The sequence below is a fragment of the Cryobacterium flavum genome (genome assembly GCF_900103805.1).
Classification (GTDB): domain Bacteria; phylum Actinomycetota; class Actinomycetes; order Actinomycetales; family Microbacteriaceae; genus Cryobacterium; species Cryobacterium flavum.
Genome location: NZ_FNIB01000012.1, coordinates 18,744 through 36,866, shown reverse-complemented (window position 1 = coordinate 36,866; position 18,123 = coordinate 18,744). Strand labels below are relative to the sequence as shown.

Here is an 18,123-nt window from a genome sequence, read left to right as displayed (position 1 = left end):
CATGGAGGACCCGGACGACTCAATCAATACTTCATGCCAGGCTTCGTGCCGCCCTCCAGCTCGAAACACGGCGAGAAGGAGGTGATTTGAAGTTCGGTGCCAGGAGCCCAAATCGACGCACTATAAAAGTCTCCCTGAACGCCCGTCATGTCTACCCTCGGTGCGCCCTGCCTGGTCTTGCGTCGCTCCACGACCACTCCGTCCTTCTGCTCCCACGCGGAGGCAATAACATCGATCATCGCCTCCGCATCGACATCACCGACCAGAGTGACAGTCGTTCGACCAGGCCAAGCCAACGTGTCATTCGCGCAGCCCAACAAATAGGTCATCTGCAACTGAGACTGGTCGCCCACATTCTCGGAAGGAACGAGTGCAGCGGTCTCGTCCTCTAATGCCATCGCGATGCCCTTCGCTGTCTGGAGATCCATGGTCGTCTCGCTTCCCTGATTTGTCGGCGCACATGAAGTCAGCACGGCTATAAGAATGAGCAATCCAGTAATTGCCGTCGTCTTTCCCTGGCGATTCATCCGTAAATCAGCTCCTGTAGGTCCACAAGAACCTCTTGATTATTCAAATCGTCGGTGGCGACGAGGTTGTGATTGTCCAACGGTACGCTCGGGTTCAATATCAACGCCCCTTCCCTATCCATTGAGATGAAGGGCTTCGGGCCTTGGTAGAACGGCCCGGCATCGAAGGCGCCGTTGGAGCGCGGGTTGTTCCCGTCTCCGACGACGCCAAGGCCTTGCGCGGATTGCAAAATATCTTCATAGGAGAAGTCGGCGTAGTTAGTGTCGGGATGGGGCTCCCACTCTTCTGGCATCCACGCTCCGGACAACGAGACGACCGAATCGTAGTGGGCTCCGGCGACCTCCGCCGAGGTGATGTTAGCGAGCCCCCAGCTGTGGCCGATAGCTATCGACGCGGTATCAGTGAGCCAGGGATCTAACGCCAGACCCGTTTCGAAGGCGGCGAGGGTCTTACCCGTCTTGTCTGCGAAGGCTGCGGAATTCGCGTCCGCTACCCCCACCGGTGTCCTTAACGCCGACTCTCCGAAATAGCCAACTTTCTCGCCGAGAGGACCATCCGTGTCTCCCGGAAATAGCCCGTCCTTATAGACGAATGCCACGGTGTCAGGATGACTAACGACGAACCATTGAGACAGTCGTTGAACCGAACCGTCATAGAACATGCCCATCTTGCTCATGGTGCCGGGGACATAGGTGATGCGGTGGCGTGTCTCGTCCGACGGCGTCCCCAGCATTTCCACGATACGCGACGCATCACGGTCGTACAGATACAGCTGGATATCGCCGTCCGCAGCGGCTTGCAAGTAGTCGCGCTCCAACGCAAGCTCCTTCAGGAGCGCCACGGCTTCGAAATACCCTTCGACAGACTCCAGCGAGGACCCGAGCTTGGCGGATTCGGCGTCGATTTCGGTGATTCTGGTGCTGGCGTTGAGGCGGTTGGCGGCGACGCGGGCGAGGGCTGGTAGTCCGTTCAACGATCCGAGCAGGGCCGGGGCCCCGGCGATGAGGGCGAGCTGAGCGGGTTCGCCCAGCTGCTGCCACCGCTCGGCGACGGTTTCGGGGGTGGCGGTCAGCATCCGCTTCATCAGGTCGGGATTGGTGGCGATCAGAACGGCCAGATCGGCTTCCGACAGCGTATTCATGCGGACGATCAGATCGTCGACCGACGACCCTGCTGCCCCAGACGAGCCAAACCAGGCGGTCGCACCGAGCACCTGATCCGACTCCAGATCGCGCACGCAGACGTCATCGGCGGTGCGGCGCCTGGTCGCCAACTCGTCCCACACCACATCGATGGCGGCGATCGCCGCGTAGGCGACCTCGAACGCTTCCTCCCGGCGAGTCTGGAGAACTGTGGTGGGCATGAAGATGAAGGTGTCACCCGGCTGGGCGAAGTCGGTCTTGCCGAATTGCAGGTCGTAGAGATCAGTGTCGGCGGTAATCCGCCGCGCTTCCAGCAGACGCTGCTCGCCCTGAATCTCATCGACCGTGACGGAATACGTTTGGAGCGCGGCGGCCTGGGCGTCCAACCCTCGAATCAGCAGGTCGATCTCCGGTACCAGCGCCACGAGCCGGTCAACAAAAGCGTCACGCGAGAGCGCGGTCCACCCGGTCGTTTCGGCGCAGGAATGCGCGCTGGTCAGCGTCGTCTGCAACGTGCGCAGATTCGCGGCCTTGGCGGAGCGAATTCTGGACTCGGACAGGATACTGTCCGGCTCGCCCAGCCCCGGATTCGCGACGGTCCACACGGTCAGTTCAACTTTCGGCCGAGGGCGCTGTCGGTGGCCCGAAACGTCTCGGCCACGGTTGCCGGAAACGCGCTCAACTCGGTCAGCGTGAGCGCGGCGAGTTCGGCGCGCTCAACCTGTTGCGCTGTGCCATCGCGCAACGCGGCTGCGACAGCGTCGCTCTGCAATCCGCCCTGTGGCCACCGAAAAGTCCAGTCTGAAAAGCTCAACTGCCCGGCCGCCCCCGACAACGTCGACGACAGATCGTCGAGCACCGAATCAGTCACGCGTAAAGCCGCCATCAGCATCCCCCGGCCAGATTCGACATGCCCCTTGTTGAACCGTACTGGTTCGAGCTTAGCGGCGGAAGGCGCTGACCTCGGTGGCCGGGGATTTGCTGACGCCTTGCCGTGCAGGCAGACCCGATTGCTGGATCGCCTTCCGCTTGGCGTTCCCACCGTAGAGGTCTGTCACGCGGGGTACGCTCGAGGAACGGGTTTGTCGCCGATGCGCCTGAACTCGATCCTGGGGGCGCACGTGCGGTTGAAAGTTACGTTGGCTCGGTCCAACGGTCAGAATGACGACATCGTCGTCACAACGGATGCCGCGGCCAGCATTTCCGACGTGGCCGGCACGATCGCTCGGGTCGATCCGCGATCGCCGCTGACACCGGGAACCACCGCGCAGCCGCTCACCCTGCGCACCGTCGCTCCCGGCGGCACCGACTGGCTGCTGCTGCCTCCCGACGCCCTGATCGGTGAGGACTGGGTCGGTTCCGGCGCCAGCGTTGCTCTGGCCGACTCGGATTTGTTCTACCTGTCCCAGGAGCACGGTGCCGCTCCGACGCTGGCCGTGATCCACGTGCTGACCGGGCCCGACGCCGGAGCCCAGATCGCTCTTGGGCGCGGTACGACCATCATTGGTCGCGGCGCCGACTGCGACGTCGTGCTCAGCGACAAGCTCGTCTCGAAACGCCATGTGCGTCTCGAAGTCGCTGCGGGTATCGACCTGATTGATCTCGGTTCGGCCAACGGCGTTGTCATCGACGGCGGTCTGGTGACGCGGCTGCGCATCGAGCAGAGTGAGATCGTGCAGATCGGCGACACCCAGCTGCGCATCACCGTCGTGGAGACGGTGGCCGCGACCGGCGACGAACACCGCGACGGTCCGGTGTATTTCAACCGGTCGCCGCGCGTGGAAGGTCGGTATGCCGGGCAGGAGTTCGCGGCGCCCGAGGTTCCGACCGAGAAAGACGACCAGCCGTTCCCGTGGCTCGCCATGGTGGCACCGGTGTTGCTGGGCGTGAGCATGTGGCTCATCTTCGACCGCCCGGCCGCCCTGTTGTTCGTGTTGATGAGCCCGATGATGCTCATCGGCAACTTCTTCATGAATCGCTCCAAGGACAAGCGGCTGCTGAAGCGATCGATCGGCCGGTTCGACACCCGTCTGGCCGCGTTGAGCGCCCAACTGCTGACCGAGCGCACGCTGGAACAGCAGGCCCGGCTTGGAGAATCGCCCTCGACCAATGAGACCCTCACCCAGTCGCTCGAGCGGGCCGCGCTCATGTGGACGCGCCGACCGGAGCATTGGTCCTTTCTCAACGTGCGGCTCGGCCTCGGTACGATGCGCTCACGCAACACGATCGACGCTTCCCTGCGCGGCGAGCTGCTGCCCGAGTTTCAGGAGCGTCTCGACGCCGTCATCACCGAACACGCCACGGTCGATCAGGTACCGCTCATCGACAACCTGTTCGATGCCGGCGCCCTGGGGATCGCCGGCAGCGCCCCCGCCTGTGTGGGCACCGTCAACTCCCTGCTCGTGCAGCTCACCGCACTGCACTCGCCGGCAGAATTGGCCGTCGCGTCGCTCGTTACCCCGCAATGGTCGAACGAGCTGGAATGGCTCAAATGGCTGCCGCACACCTCGTCGCCGCAGAGTCCACTGGCTGGCGGCCACCTGGCCGACAGCGCGTCGAGTGCCGCATCCGTTCTCGCTGCCCTTGAAGAGGTCATCGCCCAGCGGAATAAGTCCACGAAGTCTGCGCGGCGCGGCGCGATGGAGCAGGAGCGTGCCGCCCTCGAGCGGGGCGAAGAAGTCGGGTCGAGTAACACCGGCGAGGGCACGAAATCGCCCATCCCGGCGATCATCGTGGTCATCTCCGACGACGTCGCCGTTGACCGGTCACGTCTCGTTCAACTCGCCGAGAACGGTGCGGATGCCGGTGTCTACCCGGTCTGGATCGCTCGCACCGTGGCCGCGCTGCCCGCCGCCTGTCGGACCGCTGTCGAAATCGACGAGAGTACCGGGCTCGGCACCGTCTCGTTCGTGCGACTCGGTGAGACGATAACGGATGTCGCGGTCGAGTCGGTCGATTCGCCTACCGCCCTGCACTTCGCCCGCCGCCTCGCCCCGGTCATCGATGCCGGCGCCCTGATCGCCGACTCGAGCGACCTGCCCCGCTCGGTGTCGATGGTCACGCTGCTCGGCCACGACCTGGTCGAGGCACACGACGTCGTGATCGATCGGTGGCGCCAGAACGCTTCGATGCACGATCGTACCCCCGGTGCGGTGCCGCGCTCCAAACGCGCCGGAACCCTGCGCGCCATTGTCGGGTCCACCGGGGTGCAGGCGATGCACCTCGACCTGCGCACGCAGGGCCCGCACGCCCTGGTCGGCGGCACCACCGGCGCTGGCAAGAGCGAGTTCCTTCAGGCCTGGGTGCTCGGCATGGCCGCCGAATACAGCCCCGACCGGGTGTCCTTTCTGTTCGTCGACTACAAGGGCGGCTCAGCGTTCGCCGACTGTGTGTCGCTTCCGCACTGTGTGGGGCTCGTCACCGACCTGAGCCCGCACCTGGTTCGGCGGGCGCTCACCAGCCTGCGGGCCGAACTGCGCTACCGGGAACACCTGCTCAACTCCAAAAAAGCCAAGGATCTCATCGAACTCGAGAAACGCGGCGATTCCGACAGCCCGCCGGCGCTCGTTCTCGTCATCGATGAATTCGCGGCCCTGGTGAGCGAGGTGCCGGAATTTGTGGACGGCGTCGTGGACATCGCGCAGCGCGGTCGATCGCTCGGCATCCACTTGATCATGGCCACGCAGCGCCCCGCCGGCGTCATCAAAGACAACCTGCGGGCGAACACCAACCTGCGCGTGGCGTTGCGCATGGCCGACGAATCCGACAGCAACGACGTCGTCGGGGTCAAGGATGCCGCCCACTTCGACCCGGGGCTGCCCGGCCGCGGCATCGCCAAGACCGGGCCGGGGCGGTTGCAGCAGTTCCAATCCGGATATGCCGGCGGTTGGACGTCGCGTGAACCCGAAAATGCCGAAATAGGCATTGCCGAGTTGCGTTTCGGTGGAGAAACCGCGTGGGAACCGCCGAGCGACCCGCTCGCCGGGCAGGAGCGTGAGCTCGGCCCGACCGACCAGCAGAAGCTCGTTGCGGCACTGGTCGGTGCCGCCGGTGCGGCGCAGATCCCGCCGCCTCGGCGCCCGTGGCTCGACGAGCTGCCCCTGCTCTGCGATCTGGGCCCTATTCTTCAGCAAACGGATGCTGCACTCGTGCTCGGCCTGGCCGACGCACCGACCGAGCAGCAGCAACGCCCGGTGCGTTTTCTGCCGGACATCGACGGGCACATCGGCATCTACGGCACCGGTGGCTCCGGCAAGAGTGTTGCGTTGCGCACCCTCGCGATCGCGGCCGGCAGTACGAGCGACGGCGGGCCCGTCGCGGTGTACGGCCTCGACTTTGCCGCTGGCAGCCTGCGCATGCTGGAACCGCTACCGCACGTGGGCAGCATCATCGGTGGTGACGACACCGAGCGCATCATTCGGCTGTTCCGGCTACTCAAAGCCGAGCTGGAATCGCGTGGCAACCGCTTTGCCGAGGCCACCGCATCGACCATTGCCGAATACCGCACACTGGCGAACCGCCCGAACGAGCCGCGCATCCTGCTGCTCATCGACGGGTTTGGGGCGTTTCGCGAAGACTGGGAAGTGGCCAGCGGCCGGTCGAATTGGTACGACGTTTTTCGCAGCATCCTCTCCGACGGTCGTCAGCTGGGCATCCACGTTGCGTTCACGGCCGACCGTTCCGGCACGGTGCCCAGTTCCGTGCGTTCCAGCGTTCAGCGCCGCGTGGTGCTGCGGCTCGCTGACGATACCGGTTACAGCCTGCTCGACGTGCCCGGCGACATCCTCAACGCCAAATCGGCGCCCGGCCGCGCCATTTTCGACGGACTGGAGACGCAGATAGCGGTCTGGGGCGGTTCCGCCGTCGCCGCAGAGCAGGCCGCAGCGGTGCGTGTGCTGGCCGACACTTTGCGGGCGCAGGGCATTCAGGCCGCCCTGCCCATCGGAAGCCTGTCGCGAGATTTTCCGGCGAGCGAACTGCCTGACCGAGTCAAGACCCGACCCGCTCTGGGCCTCAGCGACGAGACGCTGTCCCCGGTGGGTTTCGAGCCGCGCGGCACTCTGCTCTTGTCTGGGCCGCCAGCCAGCGGGCGCAGCAACGCTTTGCGCGCACTCATGCACGCCTTCGAACGCTTTGACCCCACGATCGCCCGGTACTACATTGGCAACGCACGGTCAGGGCTGGCCGGGCTGCCCGGCTGGGTGGCGACTGCGACGACCGTCGCCGAGGCCGTTGACCTGGGCAAAGAAATCACCCTGGCGGTGAGCGCCGACCTGGCCACACCCAGAATCGTGATCGTCATTGAAAACCTCGCCGATTTTCTGCAGACCCCGGCCGATGCAGCGTTGGTCGAGCTCATCAAACAGGTCAAGCGCAGCGACCATTTTCTGGTCGCCGACGGTGAGACCGCGTCGTGGAACTCGTCCTGGCCGCTGTTCGCCGAGATGAAGAACACGAGGCGCGGTCTGCTGCTGCAGCCCGACACCATCGAGGGCGACATCCTGCTGAAGACTCCGCTGCCGCGCCTGAACCGCGCCGAATTTCCGCCCGGCCGCGGCATGATGGTATCCGGCGGCAAGGTTGTACGCGTGCAGCTGCCGCTCGTGGAGTAGTTGGGACTAGACCGAGGGTTCACCCCCCACTCGACCCGACGGGGTATTGCAGCTAGGTTAGGATCACACGCAGCCCGTTCGGGCTCATATCTTCTGGGGGACATCATGGCCAATCTCAACGTGACCTATTCCGACATGACGGATGCCGCTGGTCGGCTGACCTCGGGCAAGGACGACGTCATCACCAAGCTCGGCGAGCTGCAGACGCTCGTGAACAACCTGGTCGGCTCCGGCTTCGTGACCGACTCCGCATCCGGCGCCTTCCAGACCGCCTATGACGCTTTCACCCAGGGCACGACCCTCGCGGTCAACGGCCTTGATGGCATGAGCCAGTTCCTCTCCGCTGCTGCCGACGCACTCAGCAACGCGGACACCGAGCTCGGCAACGCCATCCGCGGCTAAGTATCCGTCGTACCACAGGGTTGGAAGAGAACTATGTCTGATTTGCTGGTTGATACAACCCTGCTCCGAGACATGGCGAGTGACGTCTCGCTGATTCGAACCGAGTTTGATACAGCGAAGACGACGAGTCAGAATTTAGCGGATGCCGTGGGTCACGCCGGTCTCGCCGACCGCGTGACCGCGTTCGCCAGCAACTGGGATCACCGCCGCAGCGAACCTGCGTGCATTGTCTGGCTGCGAGGGTATGGTCAGCGAGGCTGTGTCGGCTCTCGCTGAGCAGGCTGACGCCGTGGCTGAGCGCATTGAGCGCGCCCAGGAGCGCTATGAGGGTGTCGGCCTGGCGCTGATCAACTATGTGACCCCACTCAGCGAAGCGCAGGCAACGTCGGTGCAGGCGCTGAGCAATGCGAACACGGCCGGTCAGGCCAAAGCGGATGCCTATGCCGCCCAGACCAAATATCAGTATCAACTCTTTGATCCCAGCCTTAGCGCGGAAGACCGCCGCGACTACGAAAAACAGCACGACGACGCTGAGACTGACTGCGCCGACGCGGCCGGCCTGCTCGATGCCGCCGTCGCGCTGCTGCAGACTGCCATCGACCAGCGCGATGTCGCCGCGACCGTCGCCGCCGAGGCCATCTCTGACGTCGAGAACTCCGGCGACCTCAATGACACATTCTGGGACAACGTCGACCAGGTCTTCGACCAGCACGCCGCATTGATCGACAACTTGATTCTTGCGGCGGGGATCCTCGCCGCTGCCTTAGTCCTCGTCGCGCTCGCCATCCCCATCGCCGGGTGGGTGATCGCCGGCGTGGTCATCGCCGTTACGACGGCCACCATTGTGAATGCTGCCGCTCAGACCGCCACCGGGCACAAATCACTCACCGAGGGCATCATCGAGGTCGTTTTTGCGATTCTCCCGCTCGGGATGGGCAAGATCGCCGGAAGGCTGATCAGCCGGCAGGTGACGGCCGTGCACAGTGCCACCGCAGACGCCGCGGCCAACGCGCTCATGAAGAGCAAGGCCGGCCAGGGGATCTCCGGGTACACCAAGGCTGTTGCGAAAGCCGAGATTGATCAGATCGCAGCGAGCACTGCGCCGCGACTGCTCGCCCCTCCCGTAGTCGAATCACGTTCGGTGCCCCGCGCTCTCGCAGAGTGGGACGCAGTGTCCCGCCTCGAGTTGAAGTCCGGCCTCGTCTCCGAAAAGGTCATCGCTGCCGCCCAACCCGGAAAAATGTGGACACTCGGCGGCGCGTGGGCCCTTAACGAATTCGGAGCATCCTTTGCGGAAGAGGGCGTCAAAGCCGTCGCCAAGCCGTCGTACGTCGAAACATTCACGGTTCGGAATGAGGATTGGTGATGAGTCTCGCGCAGATCGAAGAAAAAGCACGTGACCGACTGATCGCCGTGCGCAGTTCGTATGCCCTCGTGGTGACGCTGTTCGTGATGGTCGCTGTTATTCCGCTTGGACTCGCCTTCAACGTGATCATGGTGGTCGTGCTGAAGATTCCCGGGAATATGGAGCCGGGTCCCGGTGTGACTAATGTTGATCGCCTCGCGGGAACTTTGCCATACCCGATACCGGCGTGGACGGCCCTGCTGTGTGCGCTCTCTCTTGCTGCGCTTCTGAAGATCTGCTGGAAGCGGAGTCGGCAACAGATGGTTTCCGCCCCCGGTGCCAAACTCATCTTGCAGATCTCTCCGATGTTCATCGCCCTGCTGTCGATCATCGGCTCCTTTGGGTCCGCAGCGTGCGCAATGTACTATCCACCTTCTGACGGATGGTTCTCCTGGTGGTGGGTCAACATCGCGGCTTTCGCCGCGGTGGCCGCGGTCGCCTTCTGGCACGGTAATCGTCGGCCGCAAAAGAAGAAGAAACGTCGTGGCGCCCCACGAAAGCCGCAGAATGCCTGACCTCGTCGACTATCTTCTGGTGCTTCCGCCGGGATGGGCCAGAATTCCCCTGGACGAACGTGCGAGCGCCGCGAGCAGCGCGATAGTGGACCGCGCCGTTGCCAACGCCCCCGCTGACGCCCAGGCCAACGTGCGTCGGTTCGTGACTGCACGACTGCGTGAAGTGGTGCGCGGTGCCCAGATTGTTTCGGGAACCGACCTGTACCTTCCGACGGAACTCATCCACGGTGCGCCGGTACCGCTGTCGATCATCGTGTCAGCCCCCCAGCTCGCCGCTGGCGAGAACTCGGCGGCAGACGCCCTTCTGGCCTTTGCGGCTCGTGGCGGTGCGACGGCGGTCGAGGTGGGTGGTCGACTCGCCGTACGCCAGGCCGGTGACGTACCCGTCGTCCTCACTGCCAACGGTGAGCTGCAGATTCCCGCATCGCGGCGCATCAGCTACGCCATCGTTCCCCCGACCGGGGATCGATTGCTGGTCGTGACGGGGAGCATGCTGCGGATGGACACACCGGAGGCCGACGATTTGCTGGATGCAGTCGAGCAATTGTTCGACGCGATGGCGCTGACGATCAGGTTCGCTCCGACGGCTGCGCGAGCCGCAGTGGCCGGAATGTTATGAGCATCTTCGTCGACCATCCGGATGACTGGATCGGGGTGCCGACCTTCGGCGTGGACGACCGCTGGCAGCGCCGGGAGGACTGGGCCCGAGAACTGGTCGACGCGATTGCTGACGGCGAGGGCGTTTCTCGTGAACAACGCGACCGCATCGAGAGCGTCTTCGCGATGCTTGCGAAATCCGTGGAGGAGCGCGGGGCCTCAGCATCGTTCCTTCGCCTCGGCGACTGGGACGGCCCGCTCGTTCTGGCGGACCTTCGGGTCGAGTCACGCCGGTCGGCGGGAACGATCTCGGTCGAGGACTATGCCGGCGCAGCGGACCCCGACGCCATCGATCCCCCCGTGGTCGAGCCGTTCGTCACCACGAGCGGCCTGGTGGGAGTTCGGTGCACGCGGTATCTGACCCCGGACACGTCCGTTCCGGGGGTCGTCGCGACCCGGGACTACGCCTGGGAGGTTGGTGAGACCCTGGCGGCGTTGCGCACAGCGACCTACGACCTGATCGAATTCGAAAAGTCCCTGCCGCAGGTCGATGCCCTTGCCAAGACCGTCTATTCCCAGTGACGCGCACGACTACTTAGCTAGGCACCCCCATTTTGGGGGTGTATCATTTGCCCCAGTGTGTGTCGAGGTCGAGTGTCGCCGTTAAGATTGAATCTGAGACCAGCTGCGTCTTTGCGAGTGAACACAAAGATGCAAGACAGAAACAATGCAGGTCGGGGGAGCGATGGGCAGGCGACTTCCTTCTGCTCCGCCCGTTTTGTCGGGCTACACCTACGTGCGCCCCCTCGGCACCGGTGGATTTGCCGACGTTTTTCTGTTCGAACAGAACATGCCCCGCCGTTCCGTGGCGGTCAAAGTGCTGCTGCAGGACATCGTCGACGCCGACGTACTGCGTTCCTTCAATGCCGAAGCAGACGTCATGGCGCGCCTCAGCTCGCATCCGTCCATTCTCACCGTCTACAACGCGAGCATCTCGGCCGATGGCCGCCCCTACCTGGTTATGGAATTCTGCCCCGGCTCCTATTCATCCCGGGAGCGTACCCAGCCGCTGCCCGTAGCCACCGTGCTCAATATCGCCGTGCGAATTGCCTGCGCCCTCGAGACAGCGCACCGTTCCAAGGTGCTGCACCGCGACATCAAACCGTCCAATATTCTCACCACGACCTTCGGCGGCCCGGTGCTCGGTGACTTCGGCATCGCCGCGTCGCTGGCCAGCGGTGCCCGCGACGAGATGTTCGCCATGTCGCTGCCGTGGAGCGCTCCGGAGATCGTCGACGAACGCACCACCGGTACGATCGCCACCGAGGTCTGGTCGTTCGGTGCCACGATGTATTCGCTTCTGGCCGAACGGGCGCCGTTCGAACTGCCAGCCGGTTCCAATGGGTCGCGGGTACAGCTGAAACAGCGCATTGGCCGCGCCAAATACACCAGCATCGGGCGAGCGGATGTTCCCGCCTCCTTTGAAAGCGCCCTCGCCCGCATGATGAGTCGCGACCCGGCAGCCCGCCAGGGGAGCATGCTCGAGTGTGCCTACGACCTGCAGCGGGTGGAACGCGACCTCGGCCTGCCCCTCACCGCGCTGGAGGTCGCCGACGAGGCCTGGGCATCCGCTGGTGCGCCGGTGGATTTTGATAACCACGAATCGCGTGGCGCTGTCATCTCGAATGTCTCTATTCCCACCCTTCGCCCCGGCCCGCGGCGCAGTACCCGCCGCCCCGCCTCGCAGACCCGCGAGGGCACCCTGCCGGACTCGAGCGACACGGCTCGCACCCGATTCACCCCGCTCACACTGAGCCTGCTTCTGTCCAGCGCTGTCATCGTCGGGATCGGCGCCACCGTGGGCGTGCTCGTGATCACCGGGCTGCTCTGATGGCCGGCAAACGGACTCGCCGCCGCCTGCCCGTGCTGTCAACGGCTCGTCTCGGCGTCATCCGCATTGCCGCTGTGTGCGCGATCGGCGCGCTGTTGGCCACCGTGGCGATCGTCGTCGATGGTTTCGACGTGAAGCAGACGCCGGTGAACGCGAGTTCGATCTGGGCTTTGCAGAGCGGCGACGGCAACCGGTACGCCCGCGTCAACACCGACCTCGGCGAACTCGACACCGTGAAAACCGTGCCGTCGCCGAGCGAACTGGTGCAAACCGATTCCACCGTGCTGCTCTACGCGCAGAACAACGAGAAGGTCGTCGACGTGAGCCTCGCGGCACCGATCGACCTCGGTGACGACGCCGGCGACTACGACAGCACGCCGGCCGGCACCCGAACCATCGTGTCGTCGGGTTCCTGGGTCGGTTATCTCACGAGCGCCGGAACGGTCTTCGCCGGAACCGTGGGCGCCGCGGAAGCACCGCGCGCGGTCAATCCCTACGCCGACGACGAGATAGCCGAGGGCGACACCCCGCGCGTCTACCGCTCCGACGCCATCGCGATCACACCGGACGGGGTGCTCTACAGCTACTCCAGCGAGGCCGCAAGCGTGCTGCGCTATTCCATCGTCGACGACAAGATTCGCAATAGTGACGACGTGACCGACGGCCCGGCCGAGCCCGGAAGCCAACTGAGCGTTGTCGGCGACAGCTGGGCGCTGCTCAGCGTGGTCGGCGACGAACTGTGGCTGGCCGGGCAGAACGCTCCGACCCCGACCAACCTCAGCGAACTGGCCGTGCTGCAACGCCCGAGCACCACCGCCGACGACGTGCTCGTCGCCGACCAGACCGGCCTGATCTCCTTCGCGCTCGCCGACGGGGCCCGCACCGAACTGGTCGGCAACTCTGAAACCGTGCTCGGCGCCCCCGCCGCGCCGACCCCTTTTAAAGGAGAACGCTACGCCGCCTGGCTGCCCGCCTCCGGGGTCGGCGGCACCCTGTTCAGCGAGAGCGACGGCGAATCCGCCCTCAGCTACGGCGCAGCAACTCCGACCGGCGACGCCGCCCCCGCCTTTCGCGCCAACGAATCGCTCATGATTCTCAATGACACCCGGAGCGGATGGGTGTGGACCGTTCCGGGCGGCGCCCTGGTCGCCAGTTCCCAGGACTGGACCCTCGCCGCGGCGGAAGAACCCCAGCGCCAGGACGACGTGGAGGAAGCTTCAGAGGTCGTTGAACCCAAAGCACCCATTGCCGTGCCCGACGCCTTCGGTGTGCGCATCGACCAGCTGGTCACGCTGCCGGTACTGCTCAACGACCACGACGCCAACGATGACGTGCTGAGCGTCGTGCCCGCCTCGGTCACCGGCCTCGACCCCGATTTCGGCACCGTCACCGTCACCGATCAGAACCAGGCTCTCGCCGTGCAGGTGGCTCCCGGCGCTCGCGGCTCTGCAACGTTCAACTACGCCATCACCGACGGATCGCGCGCCGACGGCCTCGACTCCGCGCCGACCACGGTCACCCTCACCGTGCATGGCGACGAGATCAATTCTGCCCCGGTCTGGTGCGGCACCGACGGCTGCCTGCAGGACTGGCCGAGCCCCGAGGTACAGCCCGGCGGCACCGTGACCATTCCGGTGCTGCCCGGCTGGGTCGATCCCGACGGCGATCCGATCTTCGTCGCATCCGCTCTGAACACCACCGCTATCGGCTCGGTCAGCGTGACGCCGGCCGGCGTGCTCGTCTACAAGCACCCGAACGCGGCCGAACAGGCCGCCCAGTCGGCCACGATTCTGGTGCGCGTCTCGGACATTCACGACGCTTCGACCGAGAAGGTGCTCACGATCGTGGTCACGCCCACGCCACGGCTCACCGTTGAACCGTTCGCACTGCTCGCTTCGGTGAACGAGCGCCTCACGGTGAACCCCGCCGAGTACATTTCGGGCGCTGCCGGGCTGTACCGCATCACGTCGGCGACGACACCGTCGAGCACCGAGGGCGGGGCCGTGAGCATCACGGCGAACGGTACTGCCTTCGACTTTTCCGCGACCGTCGTCGGTAACTACACCGTCAGTCTCACCATCGCCGACGACGTGAGCGAGGTCGTCACGCTCGCGCGCATTTCGGTGGTGTCAGCGGATGCCCAGGCACTCACGACCTCCCCCGTGACCGTTTTCGTGCGGCCCAAGGCCGACACCAGCGTTGACGTCTTCACCGCCGTCTCCAACCCGGCCGGCCGGGTGCTGCTGCTCGGCGAAGCCATCCCGGAGACCGTTCTGGGCGCCTCGCTCAGCGTCGATGTCGTCGGGCAGAACATTCTGCGCGTACGCGGTTCCACCGCTGACGAACGACCGGGCAAGCTCGGCACCGTGCGTTACACGGTGTCGGACGGCACCGAAAACCCGCTGTACACCGTGCGCGGTGAGGCCACCGTCTACCTGCTTTCGGCATCCGTTCCGCAGACGCCGATCGCCATGAACGACAGCGTCTCGGTGCGCGTTGGCGCCCAGATCGACATCCCGGTGCTCGCCAACGATGTGGCCCCCGACGGCAACATCGTGATGCTCAACGCCGAATCGGTGCAGAACCGCAGTGACCGTGGCCTCGCTTTCGCGGCCGGCGCCGAGGTGCGCTACCTCGCCCCCGACGAACCGGGCAGCTACGAGGTGGCCTACAGCGTCTACACCGCCGGCTCGCCGGAACTCATCGACTCGGCCGTGGTCTCGGTCGAGGTGCTCGCCGACGGGGAGAACACGGTGCCCCAGCCGCACACCCTCTACGGTCGGGTGCTGTCGGGCGAGACCATCGAGATTCCCTTTGACAGTTTCGGTACCGACCCCGACGGTGACACCGTCGTGCTCGACCGGGTGCTCACCCAGCCGGCCCGCGGAACGGCCTCGCTCAACGCCACCGGCGACGCCGTCGTCTATTCCAGCCCCCGCGACTATCACGGCGCCATCGAATTTCAGTACCGCGTACGCGACACCGCCGGAACCACCGGCGTCGCCCTCGTGCGCATCGGCGTACTTGACCAGCGCTCCAATCCGAGCCCGATCACCTTCAGCGACTACGTCGAGGTGCAGGCCGGGCCCGACAACCAGGTCGTCGTTTTTCCTGCCGCCAACGACATCGAACCCGGCGGCGGCAGCCTCACCCTGAGCCAGGTCACCCCCGACGCCGCGGCTGGCACCGCTGAGTACGACGCGCTGGCTGGGCGCATCGACTCCGTCACCGACGCGCGCGTGGTGTTCACGGCCGGCGACGAGCCGGGCCTGCTCACCTTCGTCTACTCGGTGACCAACGCCAACGACGACGTCGGCCAGGGACTCATCGTGGTCAAGGTGGTGCGCACCTCGGTTCCCGACTACCCGGTCGTGATCGATACCACCCTGACCCTCGACGAACGAGACGGGTTTCCCAAGGGCATCGACGTGGTCACCGACAAGGTGTCCTGGAACTCCGGGGATGTCTCCGATCTCACCCTGACCCTGTGGGGAAACCACCCCGGCCTTGACGTGTCGGGCTGGAAGATCCGCGGCGACGTCCCCGACGAGGGACTTCTCGCCCCGTTCGCCCTGACCGGCCCGAATTTTCAGGGCGCCCTGGTGACCACCTACGGGTTCCTGCGCATTCCGGCCAAGGATGCGATCATCATCGCGCTCAAGAAGGGGAACGTCGACCAAAACGTGCGGGAAGATGCCTCGGTCAGTTTCGATCTGACGAGCCTCGTGTCGATTCCCGCCGGGACCACGCTGGAACTGCAGCGCACGGGCATCCGTTCGTCGGGGGAGCGCGGCAAGGCGACCTGCACCTTCGACTCCGGCACGACGGTCACCTACACGGCCGGTTCCGATGCGCCCTGGACCGACTCCTGCACGGTGCCGGCACGCATCGATGGACAGGAGGACTACACGCAGCTGGTCGTACCCATCGTGGTCGAGCCGCTCGACCCCCAGCCGGAACTGCGCCCGGCCGCGCTGACCGAGAGCCCGGGAGCCGACGCCGTTCGCTACGACCTCAGCCACATGGTCGAGTGGCAGGGCAAGGGCGACGTGCCGGCGCTGACCTTTGCGATCGAGTTCTCCTCCGACCAGTTCACCGTCACGCAGGACGGCTCGATTCTCACGATCTCTGTCGCCGACAACGCCGTGGCCGGCCGGGAGGCGGCGGTCACCGTGAGCCTGTCGAGCCACCGCGAGGCGATTCCGGCGGTGCTCGCGCTCAAGGTAGGCCCGGCACCGAGCGAACTGCCTAAGGGCGGCACCGTCGCGACGACCTGCACCCAGTCGTCGGGATCGAGCTGCTCGATTGCCGTCGTCGGCACCCCCGGCGAGGTCAACCTGTACCGCGGAACACCGCTTGAATTGGTCTCGGTCACCGCCCCGAGCACCTGCGTTGGGGTGTCGTTCTCGGTCGAGAATTCCAAGAATGTTCGAGCCAGCTGGTCGGGCGACACCGCCGGCGGTGTCTGTGAGGCGAGTTTTGTGGTGCGCGACGCGCAGGGCAAGCTCAGCGCCGGCACCCGCAATGGGTCGATCACGGTTGACCTGCAGGGCTACCCGAAAGCGCCGAACGCCGTGGCCCAAATCGCCTACGACGACCGGTCGGTGACTCTCTCGGTGAGCCCCGGCGGCGCTAACGCGGCCTACCCGGCCCTCGAAGGCTTCAACCTGTACCGCAACGGCGCTTCGGTGGCGAGGTGCGACACGTCGGGCGACTGCGGCAACATCACGACGTCGGCGAACGGTGACAAAGCTGACTACGAGGCCAAAGCCTTCAATGCGGTCGGGGAATCGCGCACCGCGGTGAGCGTGACGGCCTGGTCGTATGACACTCCGGGCATGGGCACACTCACTGCGGAGCCGGTCTTCGACGAACGAACGACGACGGCGCAGGGCGTTGTGACGGTGACGATCGAGAACGACGACCCGTCAACCAACCGTTACAGCGTAAACGGTACCGAAGAACCCGTCGCCGTTCCCGGCGTGGGAACGACAGAATTCAGCCGCACGCTGCTCGTCGGCGAGCAGACGATCACTGTCACCCCGCTCAGCAAGGATGACCAGCCGGCGGGCAGCGGGCCCACCAACCGTTCGGTCGATCAGACGGTGACTGTAGCGGGAAGTCCCTCGATCACGGCTGGCACCCTAACCTCCGAGAACACCTCGATCACGGTGTCGGGCACCGAGCCAAACAAGAACTTCAGCGCAGAGCCCGAACACATTCTGTACGTGGCATCAACCACGCCGGATCCTGTCTGCACGTTCACTCGCGCGGCAATCACTTCGGCCGGCAACCGCACCTCACCGGACTCCACGATCGGTGGCCTTACCAAGCACACCAGGTACTACGTGACGGTCTGCTATTCCAACGGATACGGCGAGGCGGTGGGCAGCGCGGGCTCCGTCACAACGTGGGTGAAGCCCTCCGCTCCGGGCGACGGCTCGTACACCTACGGTATGGCGACGCCAGCTAACGGACAGAGCACTGGCCAGTACCTGCTCACGACGCCCACGTCGAAGGCAACCGTTCCCGATGATTTCGTGGTCGACTTCGATGCCTACGACGTTTCGACCGGCTCGACCGTCTTCGGCGCCGACCCGGGCATCACGGTGCGGTACTGCACCGACAACGATGACTCGCTCTGCAGCGACTGGTCGGCGGTCAAGGCAGCGGATTCCGGTCAGGCGTGGCAAGTCAAGTACGAGGTCACCGCGCTCACCAACACAGGGTGCGTCATCGGCGGCACCCTGAAGGTCGCAGTAGACGCCACCTCGGTCGGACTCGCTGAGGGAACTGTGACGAGCGCCCAGTACGACGTGTCCGACGGAAACGGCGGCCGCACGTGGGCTTCCCGCGACGGAGCAGCGGTTCCCGCCGACGCGACCCAGACCAGAAACGTGAACTGGACCATCGCCTGGACCGCAGCCGCAACCAAGAACCTCCCCGCCGTCTCCGGTACCCTCGCTGGCCCCTTCCGCTGTAGCGCAGCATCCGCTCCCACCAACTAATCTTCGCCCCACTGAAAGAGCCA

General features: G+C 65.1%; 12 protein-coding genes. 9 read left to right on the top strand and 3 right to left on the bottom strand.

The window, feature by feature from the left end:
* Positions 1-23: 23 nt before the first annotated feature.
* Genes BLS91_RS15485 through BLS91_RS15475 form a run of 3 tightly spaced genes read right to left on the bottom strand, consistent with a single transcriptional unit; the run spans position 24 to position 2,541 of the window.
* The gene (locus BLS91_RS15485) at positions 24-527 is read right to left on the bottom strand and encodes a hypothetical protein (RefSeq protein ID WP_092341663.1); all 504 of its coding nucleotides are present in this window, start codon (positions 525-527) and stop codon (positions 24-26) included.
* Positions 524-2,275, bottom strand: a complete 1,752-nt coding sequence (locus tag BLS91_RS15480) for a hypothetical protein (RefSeq protein ID WP_092341662.1) — start codon at positions 2,273-2,275, stop codon at positions 524-526. The genes BLS91_RS15485 and BLS91_RS15480 overlap by 4 nt, the downstream gene beginning before the upstream one ends.
* 2 nt (positions 2,276-2,277) lie before the next feature.
* On the bottom strand, positions 2,278-2,541 hold the full coding sequence (locus BLS91_RS15475) for a hypothetical protein (protein ID WP_134505369.1): 264 nt from the start codon (positions 2,539-2,541) through the stop codon (positions 2,278-2,280).
* Between the two features lie 220 nt (positions 2,542-2,761).
* On the opposite strand from BLS91_RS15475, the gene BLS91_RS15470 reads away from it, so the two are divergent.
* The 9 genes from BLS91_RS15470 (at position 2,762) to BLS91_RS15430 (ending at position 18,100) form a co-directional block, all read left to right on the top strand.
* On the top strand, positions 2,762-7,282 hold the full coding sequence (locus BLS91_RS15470; protein ID WP_241983202.1) for an FtsK/SpoIIIE domain-containing protein: 4,521 nt from the start codon (positions 2,762-2,764) through the stop codon (positions 7,280-7,282).
* A gap of 105 nt (positions 7,283-7,387) precedes the next feature.
* Positions 7,388-7,684 (top strand): WXG100 family type VII secretion target, encoded by a 297-nt coding sequence (locus BLS91_RS15465; protein WP_092341660.1) that lies wholly within the window; start codon positions 7,388-7,390, stop codon positions 7,682-7,684.
* Positions 7,685-7,717: 33 nt separating this feature from the next.
* Positions 7,718-7,960, top strand: coding sequence for a hypothetical protein (locus BLS91_RS15460; protein ID WP_092341659.1), 243 nt, complete (start codon positions 7,718-7,720; stop codon positions 7,958-7,960).
* A 13-nt stretch (positions 7,961-7,973) separates the two neighbouring features.
* Complete coding sequence (locus tag BLS91_RS20015; RefSeq protein WP_158252742.1) at positions 7,974-9,050, top strand: hypothetical protein; 1,077 nt, start codon at positions 7,974-7,976, stop codon at positions 9,048-9,050.
* The gene (locus BLS91_RS15450; protein ID WP_092341657.1) at positions 9,050-9,604 is read left to right on the top strand and encodes a hypothetical protein; all 555 of its coding nucleotides are present in this window, start codon (positions 9,050-9,052) and stop codon (positions 9,602-9,604) included. The genes BLS91_RS20015 and BLS91_RS15450 overlap by 1 nt, the downstream gene beginning before the upstream one ends.
* Positions 9,597-10,223, top strand: coding sequence for a hypothetical protein (locus tag BLS91_RS15445; protein WP_092341656.1), 627 nt, complete (start codon positions 9,597-9,599; stop codon positions 10,221-10,223). The genes BLS91_RS15450 and BLS91_RS15445 overlap by 8 nt, the downstream gene beginning before the upstream one ends.
* Positions 10,220-10,783, top strand: coding sequence for a hypothetical protein (locus BLS91_RS15440; protein ID WP_092341655.1), 564 nt, complete (start codon positions 10,220-10,222; stop codon positions 10,781-10,783). Before BLS91_RS15445 ends, BLS91_RS15440 begins: the two co-directional genes overlap by 4 nt.
* A gap of 145 nt (positions 10,784-10,928) precedes the next feature.
* The gene (locus tag BLS91_RS15435; RefSeq protein ID WP_241983200.1) at positions 10,929-12,092 is read left to right on the top strand and encodes a serine/threonine-protein kinase; all 1,164 of its coding nucleotides are present in this window, start codon (positions 10,929-10,931) and stop codon (positions 12,090-12,092) included.
* Entirely contained in the window at positions 12,092-18,100 is a 6,009-nt protein-coding gene (locus BLS91_RS15430) for an Ig-like domain-containing protein (protein ID WP_092341654.1), read from the top strand. Before BLS91_RS15435 ends, BLS91_RS15430 begins: the two co-directional genes overlap by 1 nt.
* Positions 18,101-18,123 lie beyond the last annotated feature (23 nt).